This window comes from Azospirillum tabaci, from assembly GCF_014596085.1.
Lineage (GTDB): Bacteria > Pseudomonadota > Alphaproteobacteria > Azospirillales > Azospirillaceae > Azospirillum > Azospirillum tabaci.
The window spans coordinates 58,772-74,163 of record NZ_JACCJY010000004.1 but is presented as its reverse complement, the minus strand read 5'-3'; the positions used below and the strand labels follow the sequence as shown (position 1 = coordinate 74,163).

Here is a 15,392-nt window from a genome sequence, read left to right as displayed (position 1 = left end):
ACGGGCGCTTCTTCCTTAGACCACGGTCCCGATGACTTCCCACGATCCCATCCAGTGGCACGGCACCACCATCCTCTCGGTCCGCAAGAACGGGCAGGTGGTCATTGCCGGCGACGGCCAGGTGTCCGTCGGCCAGACGGTCATGAAATCGAACGCCCGCAAGGTGCGCTGGCTCGCCGGCGGCACGGTGATGGGCGGCTTCGCCGGCGCCACCGCCGACGCGCTGACCCTGTTCGAGCGGCTGGAGACCAAGCTGGAGAAGCACCCCGGCCAGCTGCTGCGCGCCTGCGTCGAGATGGCCAAGGACTGGCGCACCGACCGCTACCTGCGCCGGCTGGAGGCCATGATGGCCGTGGCCGACCGCAACGTCAGCCTGATCCTGACCGGCAACGGCGACGTGCTGGAACCGGAGGACGGGCTGATCGGCATCGGCTCCGGCGGCGCCTACGCCCTGTCGGCGGCGCGCGCGCTGGTCGACATCGATGGTCTGGACGCGGAGGCCGTGGCCCGCAAGGCGATGAAGATCGCCGCCGGCATCTGCGTCTACACCAACGAGAACGTCACGCTCGAAAAGCTCTAACCCTCAGACCGGGTCCCACGCCATGTCCGCCCCCAGCATCGCCGCCGCCACCGCCGCCTTCAGCCCGCGCGAGATCGTCTCCGAACTCGACCGCTACATCGTCGGCCAGCACGAGGCCAAGCGCGCGGTCGCCATCGCGCTGCGCAACCGCTGGCGTCGCCAGCAGCTCCCCGAGGGGCTGCGCGAGGAGGTTCTGCCCAAGAACATCCTGATGATCGGCCCGACCGGCGTCGGCAAGACGGAAATCGCCCGCCGCCTGGCGAAGCTGGCCCAGGCGCCCTTCCTGAAGGTCGAGGCGACCAAGTTCACCGAGGTTGGCTATGTCGGCCGCGACGTCGAGCAGATCGTCCGCGATCTGGTGGAGGCCGCCATCGGCCTGACCAAGGAGCGGCTGCGCAAGGAGGTCGCCGCCAAGGCGGAGCTGCGCGCGGAGGAGCGCGTGGTGGACGCGCTGTGCGGCGAGAACGCCAGCCCGGAGACGCGGCAGAAGTTCCGCAAGATGCTGCGCGAGGGCACGCTGAACGACCGCGAGATCGAGATCCAGGTGGCCGACACCGCCGGCGGCTTGCCGACCTTCGACATCCCCGGCATGCCGGGCGCCCAGATGGGCATGCTCAACCTGAACGACATCTTCGGCAAGGCGCTGGGCGGGCGCACCAAGTCCCGGCGCATGACCGTCGCCGAGAGCTACACCGTTCTGATGGCGGAAGAGTCGGACAAGCTGCTCGACCAGGAAAAGGTCGTTTCGGAAGCGATCCAGGCCGTGGAGCAGAACGGCATCGTCTTCCTTGACGAGATCGACAAGATCTCCGCCCGTTCCGACTACAAGGGCGGCGCCGACGTCAGCCGCGAGGGCGTGCAGCGCGACCTGCTGCCGCTGATCGAGGGCACGACCGTCAGCACCAAGCATGGCGCGGTGAAGACCGACCACATCCTGTTCATCGCGTCGGGCGCCTTCCACCTGTCCAAGCCGTCGGACCTGCTGCCGGAGCTGCAGGGCCGCCTGCCGATCCGCGTCGAGCTGAAGGCGCTGGAGCAGGAGGATTTCCGCCGCATCCTGACCGAGCCGGAAGCCAGCCTGATCAAGCAGTACAAGGCGCTGCTGAAGACCGAGGAGGTCGATCTCGTCTTCACCGACGACTCCATCGACGAACTGGCCCGCCTCGCCACCGAGATCAACGCGACGGTGGAGAACATCGGGGCGCGGCGCCTGCACACCGTCCTGGAACGGCTGCTGGAGGACATCAGCTTCACCGCCAGCGACAAGGCCGGCCAGACCGTCACCATCGACGCGGAGACCGTCCGCGCCCAGGTGGGCGGCCTCGCCAAGAACGCCGACCTGTCCAAGTTCATCCTCTAAGGATCATTCTGTAAGGAAGCGGGCCACCATGCCTCACGCCGTCGACAAGGACACGCGCCTCTGCATCTCCTTGTCGGGGCGGCCCAGCAACATCGGGACGCGCTTTCACAACCACCTGTACGAAGCGCTCGGCCTGAACTTTCTCTACAAGGCCTTCACGACCGACGACCTGCCCGGTGCCATCGCCGGCATCCGGGCGCTGGGCATCCGCGGCTGCGGCGTGTCCATGCCCTTCAAGGAGGCCTGCATCCCCTTCCTCGACGCGCTGGACCCGTCGGCGGCGGGGCTGCAATCGGTCAACACCCTCGTCAACGACGGCGGGCGGCTGACCGGCCACAACACCGACTACCGGGCGGTGCGTTCCCTGGTCGACAGCCACGCCGTGCCGCGGGACCTGACCTTCGCGCTGCGGGGCAGCGGCGGCATGGCGCGGGCGGTGCTGTGCGCGCTGCGCGACGCCGGCTTTGCCGACGGCACGGTGGTCGCCCGCAACGACGTGACGGGGCGCCGGCTGGCCGACGAGTATGGCGTGCGCTGGCAAGCCGACACCACCGGCCTCACCCCGGGCCTGCTGGTCAACGTGACGCCGCTCGGCATGGCCAACGGCCCCGACGCGGAGGCGCTGGCCTTCGACCCGGCGCTGATCGGGTCCGCCGCCTGGGTGTTCGACGTGGTGGCGATGCCCGCGGAAACGCCGCTGATCCGCGCCGCGCGCGCCGCCGGCAAGCCGGTCATCACCGGGGCGGAGGTCATCGCGTTGCAGGCGCTCGAGCAGTTCGTGCTCTACACCGGGGTGCGTCCGAGCGACGCGCAGGTCGCGGCGGCCGCCGCCTATTCGCGGGCGGGATAGGCGCGCCCGCTCACCAGTCCGTCAGGAAGCGGTCCTTCGGCAGGTGGATGACCACCGACGTGCCGATCCCCTCCAGCGAACGGATCTCCAGCCGGCCGCCGTGCCGTTCCACCAGCGACTTGGCGATGGACAGGCCCAGCCCGATGCCCTCGAACCGGCGGGCCAGGGAGGAATCGCCCTGGAAGAAGGGCTGGAAGACGGTTTCCAGACGGTCGTCCGGGATGCCGACGCCGCTGTCGAACACCTCCGCCACCAGGGCGCCCGTGGAATCCACGCGGGCCGACACGCCGATGCGCCCACCTTCCGGCGTGAACTTGATGGCGTTGGACAAAAGGTGCAGCAGCACCTGCTTCAGCGCCCGCGGATCGGCGAGCAGGGGCGGCAGTTCGCTGGCGATGTCGGCCTCGACATGGAGCTTGCCGCGCTCCGCCCGCTTGGCGACCAGACGGACGCAGGACACCACCACGTCGCGGAAGTCGCAGAGCGCCTCCTCCAGATCGACCTGACCGGCCTCGATGGTGGCCATCTCCAGCAGGTCGTTGATGTTGGCCAGCAGCAGCTCGCCCGACCGTTTGATCTCCGCCGCGAAGTTGACGTACATGGGGTTTTCCAGGGACCCCAGCATCTGCTGGTGGATCACGTCGGCGAAGCCCAGAATGCCGTTCAGCGGCGTGCGCAGCTCGTGGCTCATGTTCGCGAGGAAGGCGGTCTTGGCGCGGTTGGCCAGCTCCGCCGCCTCCTTGGCCTCGATCAGCGCCCGCTCGGCGGCCTTGAAGGCGCTGAGGTCGCGCAGCATCGCGACGAAGACGTGGAAGCCCGGCAGGTCGATCTCCGACAGGGACAGCCAGACGACCATGGCGGTGCCGTCCCGCCTGAGGGCGGTCACTTCCCGCCCGACGCCGATGACCTGCCGCACCCCCGTCTCGTTATAACGGCGCATGTAGCCGGCGTGCTTCGCGGCTTCCTCCGGCGGCATCAGGATCGTGATGTGCTGGCCGGTCAGCTCATCCGGATCGTAGCCGAGAAGCTGTTCCGCGGCCTGGTTGGCGGCCAGGATGACGCCGCGGGAGTCCACGGTCAGAATGGTTTCGACCGCCTGTTCCACGATGGCGCGGTTGCGCGCCTCGCTGCGCTGGAGTTCCTCGTCGGCGGCGCGGACGGTCGTCACGTCCTCCATGACCGCCGCCAGCGCCCGCACCCGCCCGTCGGGGCCGTGCAGGCAGGACGGTCGCACGGCGGCGCACATCGCCCCGCCGTCGGCGCGCAGGAACCGCTTCTCGAAAGGGCCCGGCGCCGCTTCGCCCCGCACCACCCGGCCGAAGCGCAGGCTTTCCCAGGCCCAGTCCTCCGGGTGGGTGATGTCGGCCAGATGCCGTCCGGCGATGTCTTCCGGCCGGTAACCGAGGCTGCTGGCGAAGGCGGGGTTCACGGCCAGGATCCGCCCGTCCGGCGCGGCCACGACCATGCCGACCGACGCGCTGTCGAAGATGGTGCGGAACAGGGCGTCCGTCACGCCATCCTGCGGCATCACGGACCCGACCTCGGCGGTCATACGATAATCCCGTCTGGTCAAGCCTGGCTTCGGGGCAACCCGGGCCGGATGGTAAGGGATTCGGTGCGGCGAAAGCGAACGCGAAACGTCCGGTCGCCGATGCCGAAGGTGCGACTGATTAACCCACAAGGCAAATCGGGGCGTTGCGACGCTCCCGCCGACCGTTCTACCGCCGCCGTGGAACCGCCCGCCGCCGCACCGCCGCGCCGCCACGGGCCGGCGCCTCGTCCAGCAGAAGGAGCAGCCGGTCCAGCGTTCCATCGTCCAGGTCGTGGATGCGTTCGGCCAGCCGGTTCGCCAGCTTGGTCGCCTTGGGGGTGAGTCCGGCGGTGTCCACCGTCACGCGCGGGTGCGACAGGTCGGCCAGCCGCTCCAGCTCCTCCGCCTCGTCCCAGATGATGCCGAAATAGGCGCAGATCTGCCGGACGAGCTGGGCGGAGGGCTGGCCGCGCTTGCCATGCTCCAGCGCCGACAGATAGGCCGAGGAGATGTGCAGGTCCGCGGCCATCTGCTTGAGCGTCACGCTCTTGCCCTCGCGCAGGGCGCGGACCCGTTCGCCGAAGGGTGTCATCGCGGCCCCATCCTATCGGTGATGGTCGCGCCGCCGCTTGACGAGGACGTACAGCGCCCCCTCGCCGCCGTGCCGGGGCTGCGCCGGGCGCACCGCCAGAACCATCGGGCGCAGGGAGGCGTCGGCCAGCCAGCGCGGCACCGACTGGCGCAGCACGCCGGCCCCGCCGGTATAAGTGCCCTTTCCGGTGATGACCAGCACGCAGCGCCGCCCCTCGTGCCAGGCGCGGTGGACGAAGCCGGACAGGGCGCCGTGGGCCTGGGCCTGACTCATCCCGTGCAGGTCGATGCGCCCGTCGATCTCCATCTCGCCGCGCGAGAAACGGTCGGCGGTGCGGCGGTCGATGTTGTCGAGGTTGCCGACCTTCAGCGGCGGCTGCGACGGGCGCCCGCCCTTCGGCACGCCGCCGCGCGGCGGCAGGGTGGGGGGAGGGGAGGCGGTGGTGGCGACCGGTTCCGGCTCGCCCGCGGGGACGGCAGGGGGATCGGGGTCTTCAATGGTCCGGCCCGGCATCGGTTCCGCATCGCGCATGGCGATCCGCCACAGCCGCCGTTCCTCGGTGGAGACCGAGCGGCGGCGGCTCATGACAGGGACCTCGGCGCGGCCCGTCCGGGCGCGCGGGTCGAAGGGCGGGTCGGGTCAAGCACGGTTATGCAGGGGCACGGCTAAACACGGGTTCCGGCGCGGGTTACTCAGCGATAAACCCTTGAACGCTCAGCCGTGTCAATCCTCCACCAGCAGAATGTGAAGGCGCCGCGGCCCGTGGGCGCCCAGCTCGATCCGCATCTCGATGTCGCCGGTCCGCGACGGCCCGGTGATGAAGTTGACGGTGCGGGGCAGGGCTCCCCTCCCGCCATCCGCCCCCCCGGCGGCGCGCAGGCGGTCCCAGGCATCCTCCATGGTGCCGACGATCTGGCCGCGCTTCAGCACGACGATGTGGGTGTCGGGCAGGAAGTTCAGCGTGGTCGGCCGCTCGGCTCCGGACAACAGCATCAGCGTGCCGGTTTCCGCCACCCCGGCGAAGGCGCCGGTCAGCGACGCGCCGTCGCTGTCGCGGGCGCGCCCCTTGGTCACGGTCAGGGTGGGGCGCTGGTCCCAGGGGATGGGGTCCAGCGCGGCGTCCGGGGCGACGCGGACCTCGGCGGGCAGGTTCAGCCCGGCCAGATAGTCGGCCACAGCCGCCGGCACCTCGGCCATCCCGCCCAGCAGCTCCACCGTCGCGGAGACCTCCGTCGCCATGGCGGCGAACAGCTCGACCTGCCGGTCGTGGGGAAGCTGGGCGCGGGCCGGGATCAGGTTGCGCGGGTGGGTGGCGAGCCTCCGGCGCGCCTCCTCGGACCCCTCGGCGGAGTTCAGCGCCTTGCGGATGCCGCCCAGGATCTGGGCGCGGGCGGAGCCGGTGTCGGCCATGGTCAGCGCTTTCCCTTCTTTTCGGCCAGCTTCTTCTCGGCCCACATCTGCTGGAAGGTCTTGCCCTCCGGCGCCGGCATGTCACGGTGCTGCGTCCAGCCCTGGGCCAGCGGCAGGCTGGCGAAACGTCCCTTGCCGCGGCCCAGCGCCCCCAGCGCCCGCACCGCCATGCGGGTGGCGGCGTGGTACAGCGCCGGGCGCCGCGCGAACCAGCCCCAGAGGGCCAGCCCCCGGCGCATCGCGGCGGGCTGGAGATTCTGCTCGAACTCCTTCTCCCGCCAGTGGCGCATCATCTTGGGCAGGGGGATGCGCATCGGGCAGACCGCCTCGCACCGCCCGCAGAAGGTGGAGGCGTTGGGCAGATGCCCGGCCTCCTTCACGCCGAGCAGGGCCGGCTGCATCACCGACCCGATCGGCCCCGGATAGACCCAGCCGTAGGCGTGGCCGCCGACCGAGCCGTAGACCGGGCAATGGTTCATGCAGGCGCCGCAGCGGATGCAGCGCAGCACGTCCTGGAACTCGGTGCCCAGAAGCGCCGACCGCCCGTTGTCGAGCAGAACGACGTGGAACTCCTCCGGCCCGTCGAGGTCGCCGGGGCGGCGCGGCCCGGTGGAGAAGGTGGTGTAGGCCGACGCCTCCTGCCCGGTGGCGGAGCGCGCCAGCAGGCGCAGCACAAGCGCCGCGTCCTCCAGCGTCGGCACCACCTTGTCGATCGTGGCGATCACCACATGGACGCGCGGCAGGGTCTGCGTCAGGTCGCCGTTGCCCTCGTTGGTGACGATGACGGTCGAGCCCGTCTCCGCCACCATGATGTTGGCTCCGGTGATGCCGACGTCGGCCTGCTGGAACTTGCGGCGCAGCACCTGCCGCGCCTCGGCGATCAGCACCTTGGGCTCGTCCAGCACGCGGTCCGCCGGCAGGTCGGTGTGGGCCTGGCGGAAGGTGCCCTCCACGTCCGCCTTGGACAGGTGGAAGGCCGGGGCGATGATGTGGCTGGGCGGCTCGCGGCGGAGCTGGATGATGTATTCGCCGAGGTCCGTCTCGATGGGGGTCAGGCCGTTGGATTCCAGGTAGTCGTTGATCCCGATTTCCTCGGAGATCATCGACTTGCCCTTGGTGACGGTCTTCGCCCCGACCTTGCGGCAGATGCCCAGGATGGCGTCGCGCGCCTCCTGGTCGGTGCGGCACCAGTGCACATGGCCGCCCTGCTCGGTGACCTTGCTCTCGAAAGCCTCCAGATAGGTGTCGAGGTTGGCCAGCACGTGGTTCTTCAGGTCGCGGCCTTGGTCACGGAGCGCCTCGAACTCCGGCAGCCGGTCGGCGGCCTGTTTGCGGCGGTTGACGAAACCGGCGGGCGCGATGGCCAGGACCTTCTGAAGCCGTTCGTCGCTCAGCGCCTTGCGGGCGTTCTCGGGGAAGGCGTGGGTGGTCGGCTGCATGGATTTATGCCTTCTCACCGATGGGAGGGGTGTCGGTGACGCCGGCCAGCACCTCCGCGACATGGCGCACGCGGATGGCGGAGCCCTCGCGCTTCAGCTTGCCCGCCATGTTCAGCAGGCAGCCCATGTCGCCGGCCAGCAGCGTGTCGGCCTTCGTCTCCTTGATGTCCGCGGTCTTGGCCTCGACCATGCGGTTGGAGATGTCGGGGTACTTGACGCAGAAGGTGCCGCCGAAGCCGCAGCAGACCTCCGCCCCCGGAAGCTCGTTCAGCGTCAGCCCCTCGACCTTGGCCAGCAGGCGGCGCGGCTGCTCCTTGATGCCCAGCTCGCGCAGGCCGGAGCAGCTGTCGTGGTAGGTGATCGTGCCGTCGTAGCGCGCGCCGGTGTCCGTCACCCCCAGCACGTCGGTCAGGAAGGACACCAGCTCGTGCGTGCGCGCCGACAGGTGCCGGGCGCGCGCCGCCCAGGCCGGGTCGTCGGCCAGAAGCTCCGGGTAATGCTTGCGGATCTGCCCGGCGCAGGAGCCGGAGGGGACGACCACGTGATCGAACCCCTCGAAGGCGGCGATGGTGCTGCGGGCGAGATCCCGCGCGGTGGCCCGGTCGCCGGCGTTGAAGGCGGGCTGGCCGCAGCAGGTCTGGGAGGCCGGCACCTCGACCGTGCAGCCGGCGTCCTCCAGCAGCTTCACCGCGGCGAAGCCGACCGTCGGACGGTAGACATCGACGAGGCAGGTGACGAACAGCCCCACTTTGGGGGCGGGGCGGGTGTCGGCCATGGTGTCCTGTTCTTCTTGTGTGCTGATCCCCTCACGCTGGCGACTGTAGGTCGTCCTGTTGGGGATGGCAACGGGCCGGACCGGCGGTGTCCGGTCGCGCCACGCCGCGAAACAGCCGAGGGTTGTGCAGCCAAGAAGAAAAGCAAATCAAATAGAAATTGAAGCAAACAATACGACAAACATGCTTTCTATTTTGGAGAACATGGGAAAAGTTTTTACCAAAATGAAATCTAAATTCACTTATTTTCCGTATAGGAGAACAGGCCGTCCGATGGTGGCGGTCATGGGGCTCTGCTAATGGTTGTACCAGTTATCGTGCGAGGGGGAGGGGGCAAGGCGATGAGTCTGATGAGTTTTTTCCGGGGTGGGTCCGCTGGCGGCAACGGGCGCGGCGCTGAACTGGCCGAGCTGACCGAAGCGCTCGACCTCTATGGCAACCACGCCGGCGTCGGCCTGTGGGATGCGGTGTTCCACAACGGCGACCCGGCGCATCCGCAGAGCCGCTGGACCTGGTCCGGGCAGTTCCGCCGCCTGCTCGGCTTCGAGGGGGAGCAGGACTTCCCGAACCTGATGACCTCCTGGTCGGACCGCCTGCACCCGGACGACAGCGGACCGACCTTCGCCGCCTTCGGCGCCTTCCTGGGCGACGCCAGCGGCCGCACGCCCTTCAACGTGCGCTACCGCGTGAAGATGCGCGACGGCTCCTACCGCTGGTTCCGCGCCATCGGCGGCTGCCGGCGCAACGCGGCGGGCGTGGCACTGCGCGCCTGCGGCTCGCTGATCGACGTCCAGGAGGAAGAGGAGATGCGCCAGCGCGCCGGCTCCCTCGCCGCCGACTTCGACGCCAAGGTCAAGAGCGTGGTGCAGGCGGTGTCCGGCAGCTCGACCGAGATGCAGGGCGTGTCGCGCCAGCTCGGCGCGCTGTCGGAACGGTCGACCCGCCAGAGCGCGGAGGCGGCCAGCGCCACCGCCCAGGCGGCGTCCAACGTCCAGGCGGTGGCCGCGGCGGCGGAGCAGCTCTCCGCCTCCATCGGGGAAATCGGCCAGCAGGTCGAGCGGTCGGTCGCCATCGCCCGCGAGGCGGTGTCGCGCACCGAGCAGATCGGCGGCACCGCCGACAGCCTCGCCCAGTCGGCGCAGCTCATCGGCGACGTGGTGAAGCTGATCCAGGGCATCGCCGGCCAGACGAACCTGCTGGCGCTCAACGCCACCATCGAGGCGGCGCGGGCCGGAGAGGCCGGCAAGGGCTTCGCCGTGGTGGCGAGCGAGGTCAAGAGCCTCGCCAACCAGACCGCCAAGGCGACCGAGGACATCTCCGCCCAGATCGCCGGCATCCAGGCGGCGACCAACCAGACGATCGGCGCCATCCAGGGCATCGGCGAGACGATCCGGTCGATCAACGAGATCTCCACCACCATCGCCTCGGCCGTGCAGGAGCAGGCGGCGGCGACGCAGGAGATTTCCAACAACGTCGCCCAGGCCGCCCGCGGCACCGACGAGATCGCCCGCAGCATCGAGGCGGTCAGCGTGGCGGCGAACGAGACGGCGCAGGCCTCCACCCTCGTCATCCGCTCCTCGTCCGACCTGTCCGGTCAGTCCGACAGCCTGAAACATCAGGTCGAGACCTTCCTGCAGGCGCTGAAGGCGTCCTGATGGACATCCGGCGCGGGGAAGGGGGTCCCTGCGCCGGCCCCTTGGGAACGATGCTTCGGCTCAGGCCACCAGAGTCACCGCGATCGTGCACATGACGACGCCGATGCCGGTGTCGAGCGCCCGCCACGCGCCGGGCCGGGCGAAGACGGGCCGCAGCAGGCGCGCGCCGTAGCCCAGCGCGAAGAAGAACAGAAGGGACGCGGTCATCGCCCCCAGCGCGAAGGCGTGCTTGCCCTCGGCGAACTGGGTGGACACCGACCCGACCAGCACCACCGTGTCCAGATAGACGTGCGGGTTCAGCCAGGTCAGCGCCAGGCAGGTCGCCAGCGTCGCGCCGAGGCCCGCCGGGACCGCCGCCGCCGGGTCCAGCGCGCCGCCCGCCCGCCAAGCCGAGCGGAAGCTGCGCAGCCCGTAGACCAGCAGGAAGGCCGCCCCGGCGTAGCGGGTCGCCGTCTCCAGCCAGGGCAGCCATTGGGCGGCCTGGGCGAAGCCGCCGACTCCGGCCAGGATCAGCAGGGCGTCCGACACCGCGCAGGTCGCGCAGACGGCCAGCACATGCTCCCCGCGCAGGCCCTGGCGCAGCACGAAGGCGTTCTGCGCGCCGATGGCGACGATCAGGCTGAGACCCAGCAGAAGGCCGGGAAGGAAGGCGGAGAGCATGGCGGCCTCACAGGGTGGCGACATCGTTGGCGGAGGCCGTTCCCCTACCATCGCCGCCCGGATTAGAATAACTAAAGTCCCTTATGCTGATTAAGGAACGCTAATCCATGCTGGACTACGCCCTGCTCGCTGCGCTGGCCGCGGTCGTCCGCACCGGCAGTTTCGAGCGGGCGGCGGCGCAGCTCCACGTCACCCCCTCCGCCGTGTCGCAGCGGGTGAAGCTGCTGGAGGAGCGGATGGGGACGATCCTGGTGGTGCGCGGATCGCCCTGCACCGGCACCCCCGCCGGCCTGCGGCTGAGCCAGCACGCGGAGCGGGTGGCCCTGCTGGAGAGCGAGCTGCGGGACGGGCTTCCCGGCGTGCCGCAGGATGGGCCGGCGGTGACGGTGCGCATGGCGGTCAACGCCGACAGCCTCGCCACATGGTTCGTCGCGGCGATGGCCGGGACGCCGGACGTGCTGTTCGACCTCGTCCTCGACGACCAGGAGCACAGCGCGGACTGGCTGCGCCGGGGGGAGGTGCTGGCGGCGGTGACGTCCGGCGCCCAGCCGGTGCAAGGCTGCGACAGCACCCCGCTGGGTGCCTTGCGCTACGTGGCGACGGCCAGCCCGGACTTCCTGCGGCGGCATTTTCCGGATGGGGTGGAGGCGGCGTCGCTGGCCCGCGCGCCGCGCCTCACCTACAACAGCAAGGACCGGCTTCAGACGCAGTGGACCCGGCAGGCCTTCGGGGTGGAGATCGCCTCGCCGACTCACTGGATGCCCTCCACCCACGCCTTCGTGGACGCGGCGCTGGCCGGGCTCGGCTGGGGCATGAATCCGGAGCCGCTGGTCGCCGGCGCTTTGCGCGACGGGCGGCTGGTGGCGCTGGTGCCGGACCAGCCGCTCGACGTGCCGCTGTTCTGGCAGCGCAGCCGCATCGCCAGCCGCACCCTGGCCGACATCACGCGCTCGGTGTTGACGACAGCGCGCGCCCGCTTGACGCAAGTCTGACGCTTACCGGTTCGCCACCGGCACCATCATGCTCGCCAGGAAGAGGGCGGCGGCGGCGACCACGATGCTCGGCCCGCCCGGCAGGTCCCAGTTCAGCGAGGAGAGCAGGCCGCCCAGCACCGCGGCGATCCCGAAGACCGAGGCCAGGGCGGCCATCGCCTCCGGCGTGCGGGAGAAGCGGCGGGCGGCGGCCGCCGGGATGATGAGGAGCGAGGTGATCAGCAGGATGCCGACGATCTTCATCGCCGCCGCGATCACCAGCGCGATCAGCAACATGAAGGCCAGCCGCAGCGCCTCGACCGGCATGCCCTCCACCCGCGCCAGATCCTCGTCCACCGTCACCGCCAGCAGCCGGCGCCACAGCAGCAGCAGCCCGCCCAGCGCCGCGGCGCCGCCCGCGTAGATCCAGGCCAGATCGGCCGTGGTGACGCTCAGGATGTCGCCGAACAGATAGGCGACCAGATCGACGCGCAGCGTCTCCAGGAAGGCGATGGCGACGAGGCCCAGCGACAGCGACGAATGCGACAGGATGCCCAGCACCGTGTCCGAGGCCAGCGCCCGGCGCCGCTGCAGCCCAACCAGCGCCAGCGCCAGCGCGACGCAGACCCCGACCACGCCGATCAGCGGGTTGACGCCCAGAAGGAAGCCCAGCGCCACCCCCAGCAGGGCGGAATGGGCCAGCGTGTCGCCGAAATAGGCCATGCGCCGCCACACCACGAAGGAGCCCAGCGGGCCGGCGACCAGCGCGATGCCGCAGCCAGCGGCCAGCGCGCGCAGAACGAAGTCATCCATGGCAGCAGTCCCCGTCATGGCCGGGCACCACGGCGCCGTCGGTGGCGTGCGCGTGGTCGTGGTGGTGGACATAGACGGCCAGCGCGTCGGCGTGACCCCCGAACAGGGCGCGGTATTCCGGGTGGCGCCGCACGTCCTCCGGCGCGCCCTGGCAGCAGACATGGCCGTTCAGGCAGAGCACGCGGTCGGTGCGGGCCATCACCGTGTGCAGGTCGTGGCTGACCAGAAGCACGCCGCAGCCGCGGGTGCGGCGCAGCGTCTCGATCCGCCCGAACAGCTCGGCCTGCCCATGGACGTCCACCGCCTGGTCGGGCTCGTCGAGCACGAGAAGCTCGGGATCGCCGAGCAGGGCGCGGGCCAGCAGCACCCGCTGCATTTCGCCGCCGGACACCGTCTGGACCGGGCTGGCGGCGAGGTGGGAGACGCCGGCCTCCTCCAGCGCCGCGGTGATGCGCGCCTCGGTCACCGGACGCCACAGCGCCAGGAATCGGCGGACCGTCAGCGGCAGGGTCGCGTCGACGGTCAGGCGCTGCGGCATGTAGCCGATGCGCAGGCTCCGGCGCCGCTCCACCACCCCGGACGAGGCGCGGACGAGGCCCAGCACGGCGCGCACCAGAGTCGTCTTGCCGGCGCCGTTGGGGCCGATCAGCGTGACGATCTCTCCAGGCCGCACCTCCAGGTCCACGCGGTCGAGGATCGTCCGCCCGCCCAGCCGCACCGTCAGTCCCTTCGTGCCGATCAGGGGAGGGGCCAGGGACAGGACCGGCGATCGCACCGCGTGGGGGGCCGCGTGATGGATTGACATGTTATGTTATAACGTGACATTGCTGGAAACGAAGACAGCTATGCGCCGGAAAGACCCGGCTGTCCAGTCAGACGATGAGGAACCCACCCATGCGCGCCGCGATGCGTCCCCTGCCGCTCCTTGCCCTTGTTGCCACCCTGGGCGCCGCGTTTCCGGCGCTGGCCGAGGCGCCGAAGGTCGTCGCCTCGATCAAGCCGGTCCATTCCCTGGTCGCCGCGGTGATGGAGGGGGTGGCGGAGCCGGCGCTGATCGTGCGTGGCGCCGCGTCCCCCCACACCTACGCCATGAAGCCGTCGGACGCGAAGGCGCTGGCCGCCGCCGATCTCGTCTTCTGGATCGGGCCGGAACTGGAGGGTTTCCTCGACAAGCCGGTGACGGCGAACGCGAAGAAGGCGACATCTGTCGCGCTGCTGGAGGCGCCGGGCGTCACCCTGCTCGACGCCCGCGAGGGCGGCGCCTGGGAGGCCCACGACCATGGGCATGAACACAAGCACGACCACGACCATAAGCATGACGACAAGCACGGCCATAAGGACGAGCACGGGCATGACGAGGTGAACACCCACATCTGGCTCTCCCCCGCCAACGCCCGCGCCATGGTCGCGGCGATCGCCGAGGCGTTGTCGGCCAAGGACCCGGCCAACGCCGCCGCCTACACCGCCAACGCCGAGCGCACCGCCCGCTCCATCGACGCGCTGGACGCGGAGCTGAAGGCGGCGCTGGCGCCGGTGGCCGGCAAGCCCTTCGTCGTCTTCCACGACGCCTACCAGTATTTCGAGGCGCAGTACGGCCTGAATGGCGTCGGCGCCATCACCGTCAACCCGGAACGCCGCCCCTCGGCCAAGCGGCTGTCGGAGATCCGCGCCAAGATCGGCGGCCTCGGTGCCGCCTGCGTCTTCGCCGAACCGCAGTTCGAACCGGCCCTGGTCAACACCATCGTCGAGGGCACCCCGGCGAAGAAGGGCGTGCTCGACCCCGAAGGGGCGGATCTGAAGGACGGCCCCGGCCTCTACCCCGCGCTGATGCGCAGCATCGCCGCGTCGCTGAAGGACTGCCTGGGGTCCTGATGCTTCTCGGCGCTTAAGCCTTGCCCCCGGCTGTGCTAGACCCGTGTCGGAATTCTCCCAGGGAGGCAGGCATGAAGATCGGGGTCGTCGGGTGCGCGGGGCGCATGGGGCAGATGCTGGTGCGCGAGATCGCCGCCACGCCGGGCTGCACGCTAGCCGGCGGCACGGAGCGGGTGGGCGGCCCGGCGCTCGGCAAGGACATCGGCGTTCTCGCCGGCCTCGAGCCGCTGGGCGTCACCGCCATCGACGACGCGGCGGCGCTGTTCGCCGAGGCCGACGCGGTGATCGACTTCACCAGCCCCGACGCCAGCGTCCGCCACGCGGCGCTGGCCGCCCAGTCGGAAACGGTGCTGGTCATCGGCACGACCGGCATCGGCCCGGCCCAGCAGGAGGCCATCGCCCAGGCCGCCACCCACACGCCCATCGTCCAGTCGCCGAACATGTCGCTGGGCGTCAACCTGCTGCTGGCGCTGGTCGAGCAGGTGGGCCGCGCGCTGGGCGACGACTACGACATCGACATCCTGGAGATGCACCACCGCAACAAGGTGGACGCCCCCTCGGGCACCGCGCTCGGCCTCGGCCGGGCGGCGGCGGCGGGGCGCGGGGTGGCGCTGGAGGATGTCTGGCAGAAGGTCCGCGACGGCCACACCGGCGTCCGTCCGCGCGGCGAGATCGGCTTCGCCACGCTGCGCGGCGGTGACGTGATCGGCGACCACACGGTGGTCTTCGCCGCCGACGGAGAGCGGATCGAGCTGACCCACAAGGCGTCGGGCCGCCAGATCTACGCCAAGGGCGCCGTCCGCGCGGCGCTGTGGGCCAACGACAAGCAGCCCGGCCTCTACAGCATGAAGGACGTGCTGGGGATGTGATCCCCTCAGGCCGCGGT

The 15,392-nt window shown here is 70.4% G+C and carries 16 protein-coding genes; 7 read left to right on the top strand and 9 right to left on the bottom strand.

The window, feature by feature from the left end; all coding sequences use genetic code 11:
• Positions 1-31: 31 nt before the first annotated feature.
• Genes hslV through H0B54_RS07160 form a run of 3 tightly spaced genes read left to right on the top strand, consistent with a single transcriptional unit; the run spans position 32 to position 2,790 of the window.
• Positions 32-580: an ATP-dependent protease subunit HslV gene (gene hslV, locus H0B54_RS07170; protein WP_094301402.1), complete on the top strand. Its 549-nt coding sequence runs from the start codon at positions 32-34 to the stop codon at positions 578-580.
• A 22-nt stretch (positions 581-602) separates the two neighbouring features.
• Positions 603-1,940 carry an ATP-dependent protease ATPase subunit HslU gene (hslU, locus tag H0B54_RS07165; protein ID WP_188259787.1) on the top strand — a complete coding sequence of 446 codons (1,338 nt, stop codon included), beginning with the start codon at positions 603-605 and terminating at the stop codon, positions 1,938-1,940.
• Between the two features lie 28 nt (positions 1,941-1,968).
• A complete protein-coding gene (locus H0B54_RS07160) occupies positions 1,969-2,790 on the top strand; it encodes a shikimate 5-dehydrogenase (RefSeq protein WP_094301404.1) in 822 nt (273 codons plus the stop codon).
• A gap of 10 nt (positions 2,791-2,800) precedes the next feature.
• Here the strand turns inward: H0B54_RS07160 and H0B54_RS07155 are convergent, their stop codons facing one another.
• From H0B54_RS07155 to H0B54_RS07130, 6 genes are all read right to left on the bottom strand, one after another.
• The gene (locus tag H0B54_RS07155; protein ID WP_188259786.1) at positions 2,801-4,342 is read right to left on the bottom strand and encodes a PAS domain S-box protein; all 1,542 of its coding nucleotides are present in this window, start codon (positions 4,340-4,342) and stop codon (positions 2,801-2,803) included.
• A gap of 166 nt (positions 4,343-4,508) precedes the next feature.
• Complete coding sequence (locus H0B54_RS07150) at positions 4,509-4,913, bottom strand: helix-turn-helix domain-containing protein (protein WP_188259785.1); 405 nt, start codon at positions 4,911-4,913, stop codon at positions 4,509-4,511.
• A 12-nt stretch (positions 4,914-4,925) separates the two neighbouring features.
• Positions 4,926-5,498: a Smr/MutS family protein gene (locus tag H0B54_RS07145; protein ID WP_188259784.1), complete on the bottom strand. Its 573-nt coding sequence runs from the start codon at positions 5,496-5,498 to the stop codon at positions 4,926-4,928.
• Between the two features lie 138 nt (positions 5,499-5,636).
• Complete coding sequence (locus H0B54_RS07140; protein WP_188259783.1) at positions 5,637-6,323, bottom strand: LutC/YkgG family protein; 687 nt, start codon at positions 6,321-6,323, stop codon at positions 5,637-5,639.
• A gap of 2 nt (positions 6,324-6,325) precedes the next feature.
• Positions 6,326-7,762, bottom strand: a complete 1,437-nt coding sequence (locus tag H0B54_RS07135; RefSeq protein WP_188259782.1) for a LutB/LldF family L-lactate oxidation iron-sulfur protein — start codon at positions 7,760-7,762, stop codon at positions 6,326-6,328.
• A 4-nt stretch (positions 7,763-7,766) separates the two neighbouring features.
• Positions 7,767-8,537 (bottom strand): (Fe-S)-binding protein, encoded by a 771-nt coding sequence (locus H0B54_RS07130; RefSeq protein WP_188259781.1) that lies wholly within the window; start codon positions 8,535-8,537, stop codon positions 7,767-7,769.
• A gap of 348 nt (positions 8,538-8,885) precedes the next feature.
• Here H0B54_RS07130 and H0B54_RS30175 point away from each other — a divergent pair, with 348 nt between their 5' ends.
• The gene (locus H0B54_RS30175; protein ID WP_188259780.1) at positions 8,886-10,190 is read left to right on the top strand and encodes a methyl-accepting chemotaxis protein; all 1,305 of its coding nucleotides are present in this window, start codon (positions 8,886-8,888) and stop codon (positions 10,188-10,190) included.
• Positions 10,191-10,250: 60 nt separating this feature from the next.
• On the opposite strand, the gene H0B54_RS07120 is transcribed toward H0B54_RS30175, so the two are convergent.
• A complete protein-coding gene (locus H0B54_RS07120) occupies positions 10,251-10,850 on the bottom strand; it encodes a LysE/ArgO family amino acid transporter (RefSeq protein WP_188259779.1) in 600 nt (199 codons plus the stop codon).
• A 107-nt stretch (positions 10,851-10,957) separates the two neighbouring features.
• Between H0B54_RS07120 and H0B54_RS07115 the strand changes: the two genes are divergently transcribed.
• Entirely contained in the window at positions 10,958-11,842 is an 885-nt protein-coding gene (locus tag H0B54_RS07115) for a LysR family transcriptional regulator ArgP (RefSeq protein WP_188259778.1), read from the top strand.
• Positions 11,843-11,845: 3 nt separating this feature from the next.
• Here the strand turns inward: H0B54_RS07115 and znuB are convergent, their stop codons facing one another.
• Both znuB and znuC read right to left on the bottom strand, forming a co-directional pair.
• On the bottom strand, positions 11,846-12,634 hold the full coding sequence (gene znuB / locus H0B54_RS07110; RefSeq protein ID WP_094301414.1) for a zinc ABC transporter permease subunit ZnuB: 789 nt from the start codon (positions 12,632-12,634) through the stop codon (positions 11,846-11,848).
• Positions 12,627-13,439: a zinc ABC transporter ATP-binding protein ZnuC gene (znuC, locus tag H0B54_RS07105; RefSeq protein WP_211109237.1), complete on the bottom strand. Its 813-nt coding sequence runs from the start codon at positions 13,437-13,439 to the stop codon at positions 12,627-12,629. The genes znuB and znuC overlap by 8 nt, the downstream gene beginning before the upstream one ends.
• 89 nt (positions 13,440-13,528) lie before the next feature.
• Here znuC and znuA point away from each other — a divergent pair, with 89 nt between their 5' ends.
• On the top strand, positions 13,529-14,506 hold the full coding sequence (gene znuA, locus H0B54_RS07100; protein WP_188259777.1) for a zinc ABC transporter substrate-binding protein ZnuA: 978 nt from the start codon (positions 13,529-13,531) through the stop codon (positions 14,504-14,506).
• A 71-nt stretch (positions 14,507-14,577) separates the two neighbouring features.
• Complete coding sequence (gene dapB / locus H0B54_RS07095) at positions 14,578-15,375, top strand: 4-hydroxy-tetrahydrodipicolinate reductase (RefSeq protein ID WP_094301416.1); 798 nt, start codon at positions 14,578-14,580, stop codon at positions 15,373-15,375.
• The last annotated feature ends 17 nt before the right edge of the window (positions 15,376-15,392 follow it).

What these genes read in the sequence shown, in the direction of transcription:
- hslV (WP_094301402.1), top strand. Translation starts at nt 32, where the DNA reads ATGACTTCCCACGATCCCATCCAGTGGCACGGCACCACCATCCTCTCG.
- hslU (WP_188259787.1), top strand. Translation starts at nt 603, where the DNA reads ATGTCCGCCCCCAGCATCGCCGCCGCCACCGCCGCCTTCAGCCCGCGC.
- H0B54_RS07160 (WP_094301404.1), top strand. Translation starts at nt 1,969, where the DNA reads ATGCCTCACGCCGTCGACAAGGACACGCGCCTCTGCATCTCCTTGTCG.
- H0B54_RS07155 (WP_188259786.1), bottom strand. Translation starts at nt 4,342, where the DNA reads ATGACCGCCGAGGTCGGGTCCGTGATGCCGCAGGATGGCGTGACGGAC.
- H0B54_RS07150 (WP_188259785.1), bottom strand. Translation starts at nt 4,913, where the DNA reads ATGACACCCTTCGGCGAACGGGTCCGCGCCCTGCGCGAGGGCAAGAGC.
- H0B54_RS07145 (WP_188259784.1), bottom strand. Translation starts at nt 5,498, where the DNA reads ATGAGCCGCCGCCGCTCGGTCTCCACCGAGGAACGGCGGCTGTGGCGG.
- H0B54_RS07140 (WP_188259783.1), bottom strand. Translation starts at nt 6,323, where the DNA reads ATGGCCGACACCGGCTCCGCCCGCGCCCAGATCCTGGGCGGCATCCGC.
- H0B54_RS07135 (WP_188259782.1), bottom strand. Translation starts at nt 7,762, where the DNA reads ATGCAGCCGACCACCCACGCCTTCCCCGAGAACGCCCGCAAGGCGCTG.
- H0B54_RS07130 (WP_188259781.1), bottom strand. Translation starts at nt 8,537, where the DNA reads ATGGCCGACACCCGCCCCGCCCCCAAAGTGGGGCTGTTCGTCACCTGC.
- H0B54_RS30175 (WP_188259780.1), top strand. Translation starts at nt 8,886, where the DNA reads ATGAGTTTTTTCCGGGGTGGGTCCGCTGGCGGCAACGGGCGCGGCGCT.
- H0B54_RS07120 (WP_188259779.1), bottom strand. Translation starts at nt 10,850, where the DNA reads ATGCTCTCCGCCTTCCTTCCCGGCCTTCTGCTGGGTCTCAGCCTGATC.
- H0B54_RS07115 (WP_188259778.1), top strand. Translation starts at nt 10,958, where the DNA reads ATGCTGGACTACGCCCTGCTCGCTGCGCTGGCCGCGGTCGTCCGCACC.
- znuB (WP_094301414.1), bottom strand. Translation starts at nt 12,634, where the DNA reads ATGGATGACTTCGTTCTGCGCGCGCTGGCCGCTGGCTGCGGCATCGCG.
- znuC (WP_211109237.1), bottom strand. Translation starts at nt 13,439, where the DNA reads ATGTCAATCCATCACGCGGCCCCCCACGCGGTGCGATCGCCGGTCCTG.
- znuA (WP_188259777.1), top strand. Translation starts at nt 13,529, where the DNA reads ATGCGCGCCGCGATGCGTCCCCTGCCGCTCCTTGCCCTTGTTGCCACC.
- dapB (WP_094301416.1), top strand. Translation starts at nt 14,578, where the DNA reads ATGAAGATCGGGGTCGTCGGGTGCGCGGGGCGCATGGGGCAGATGCTG.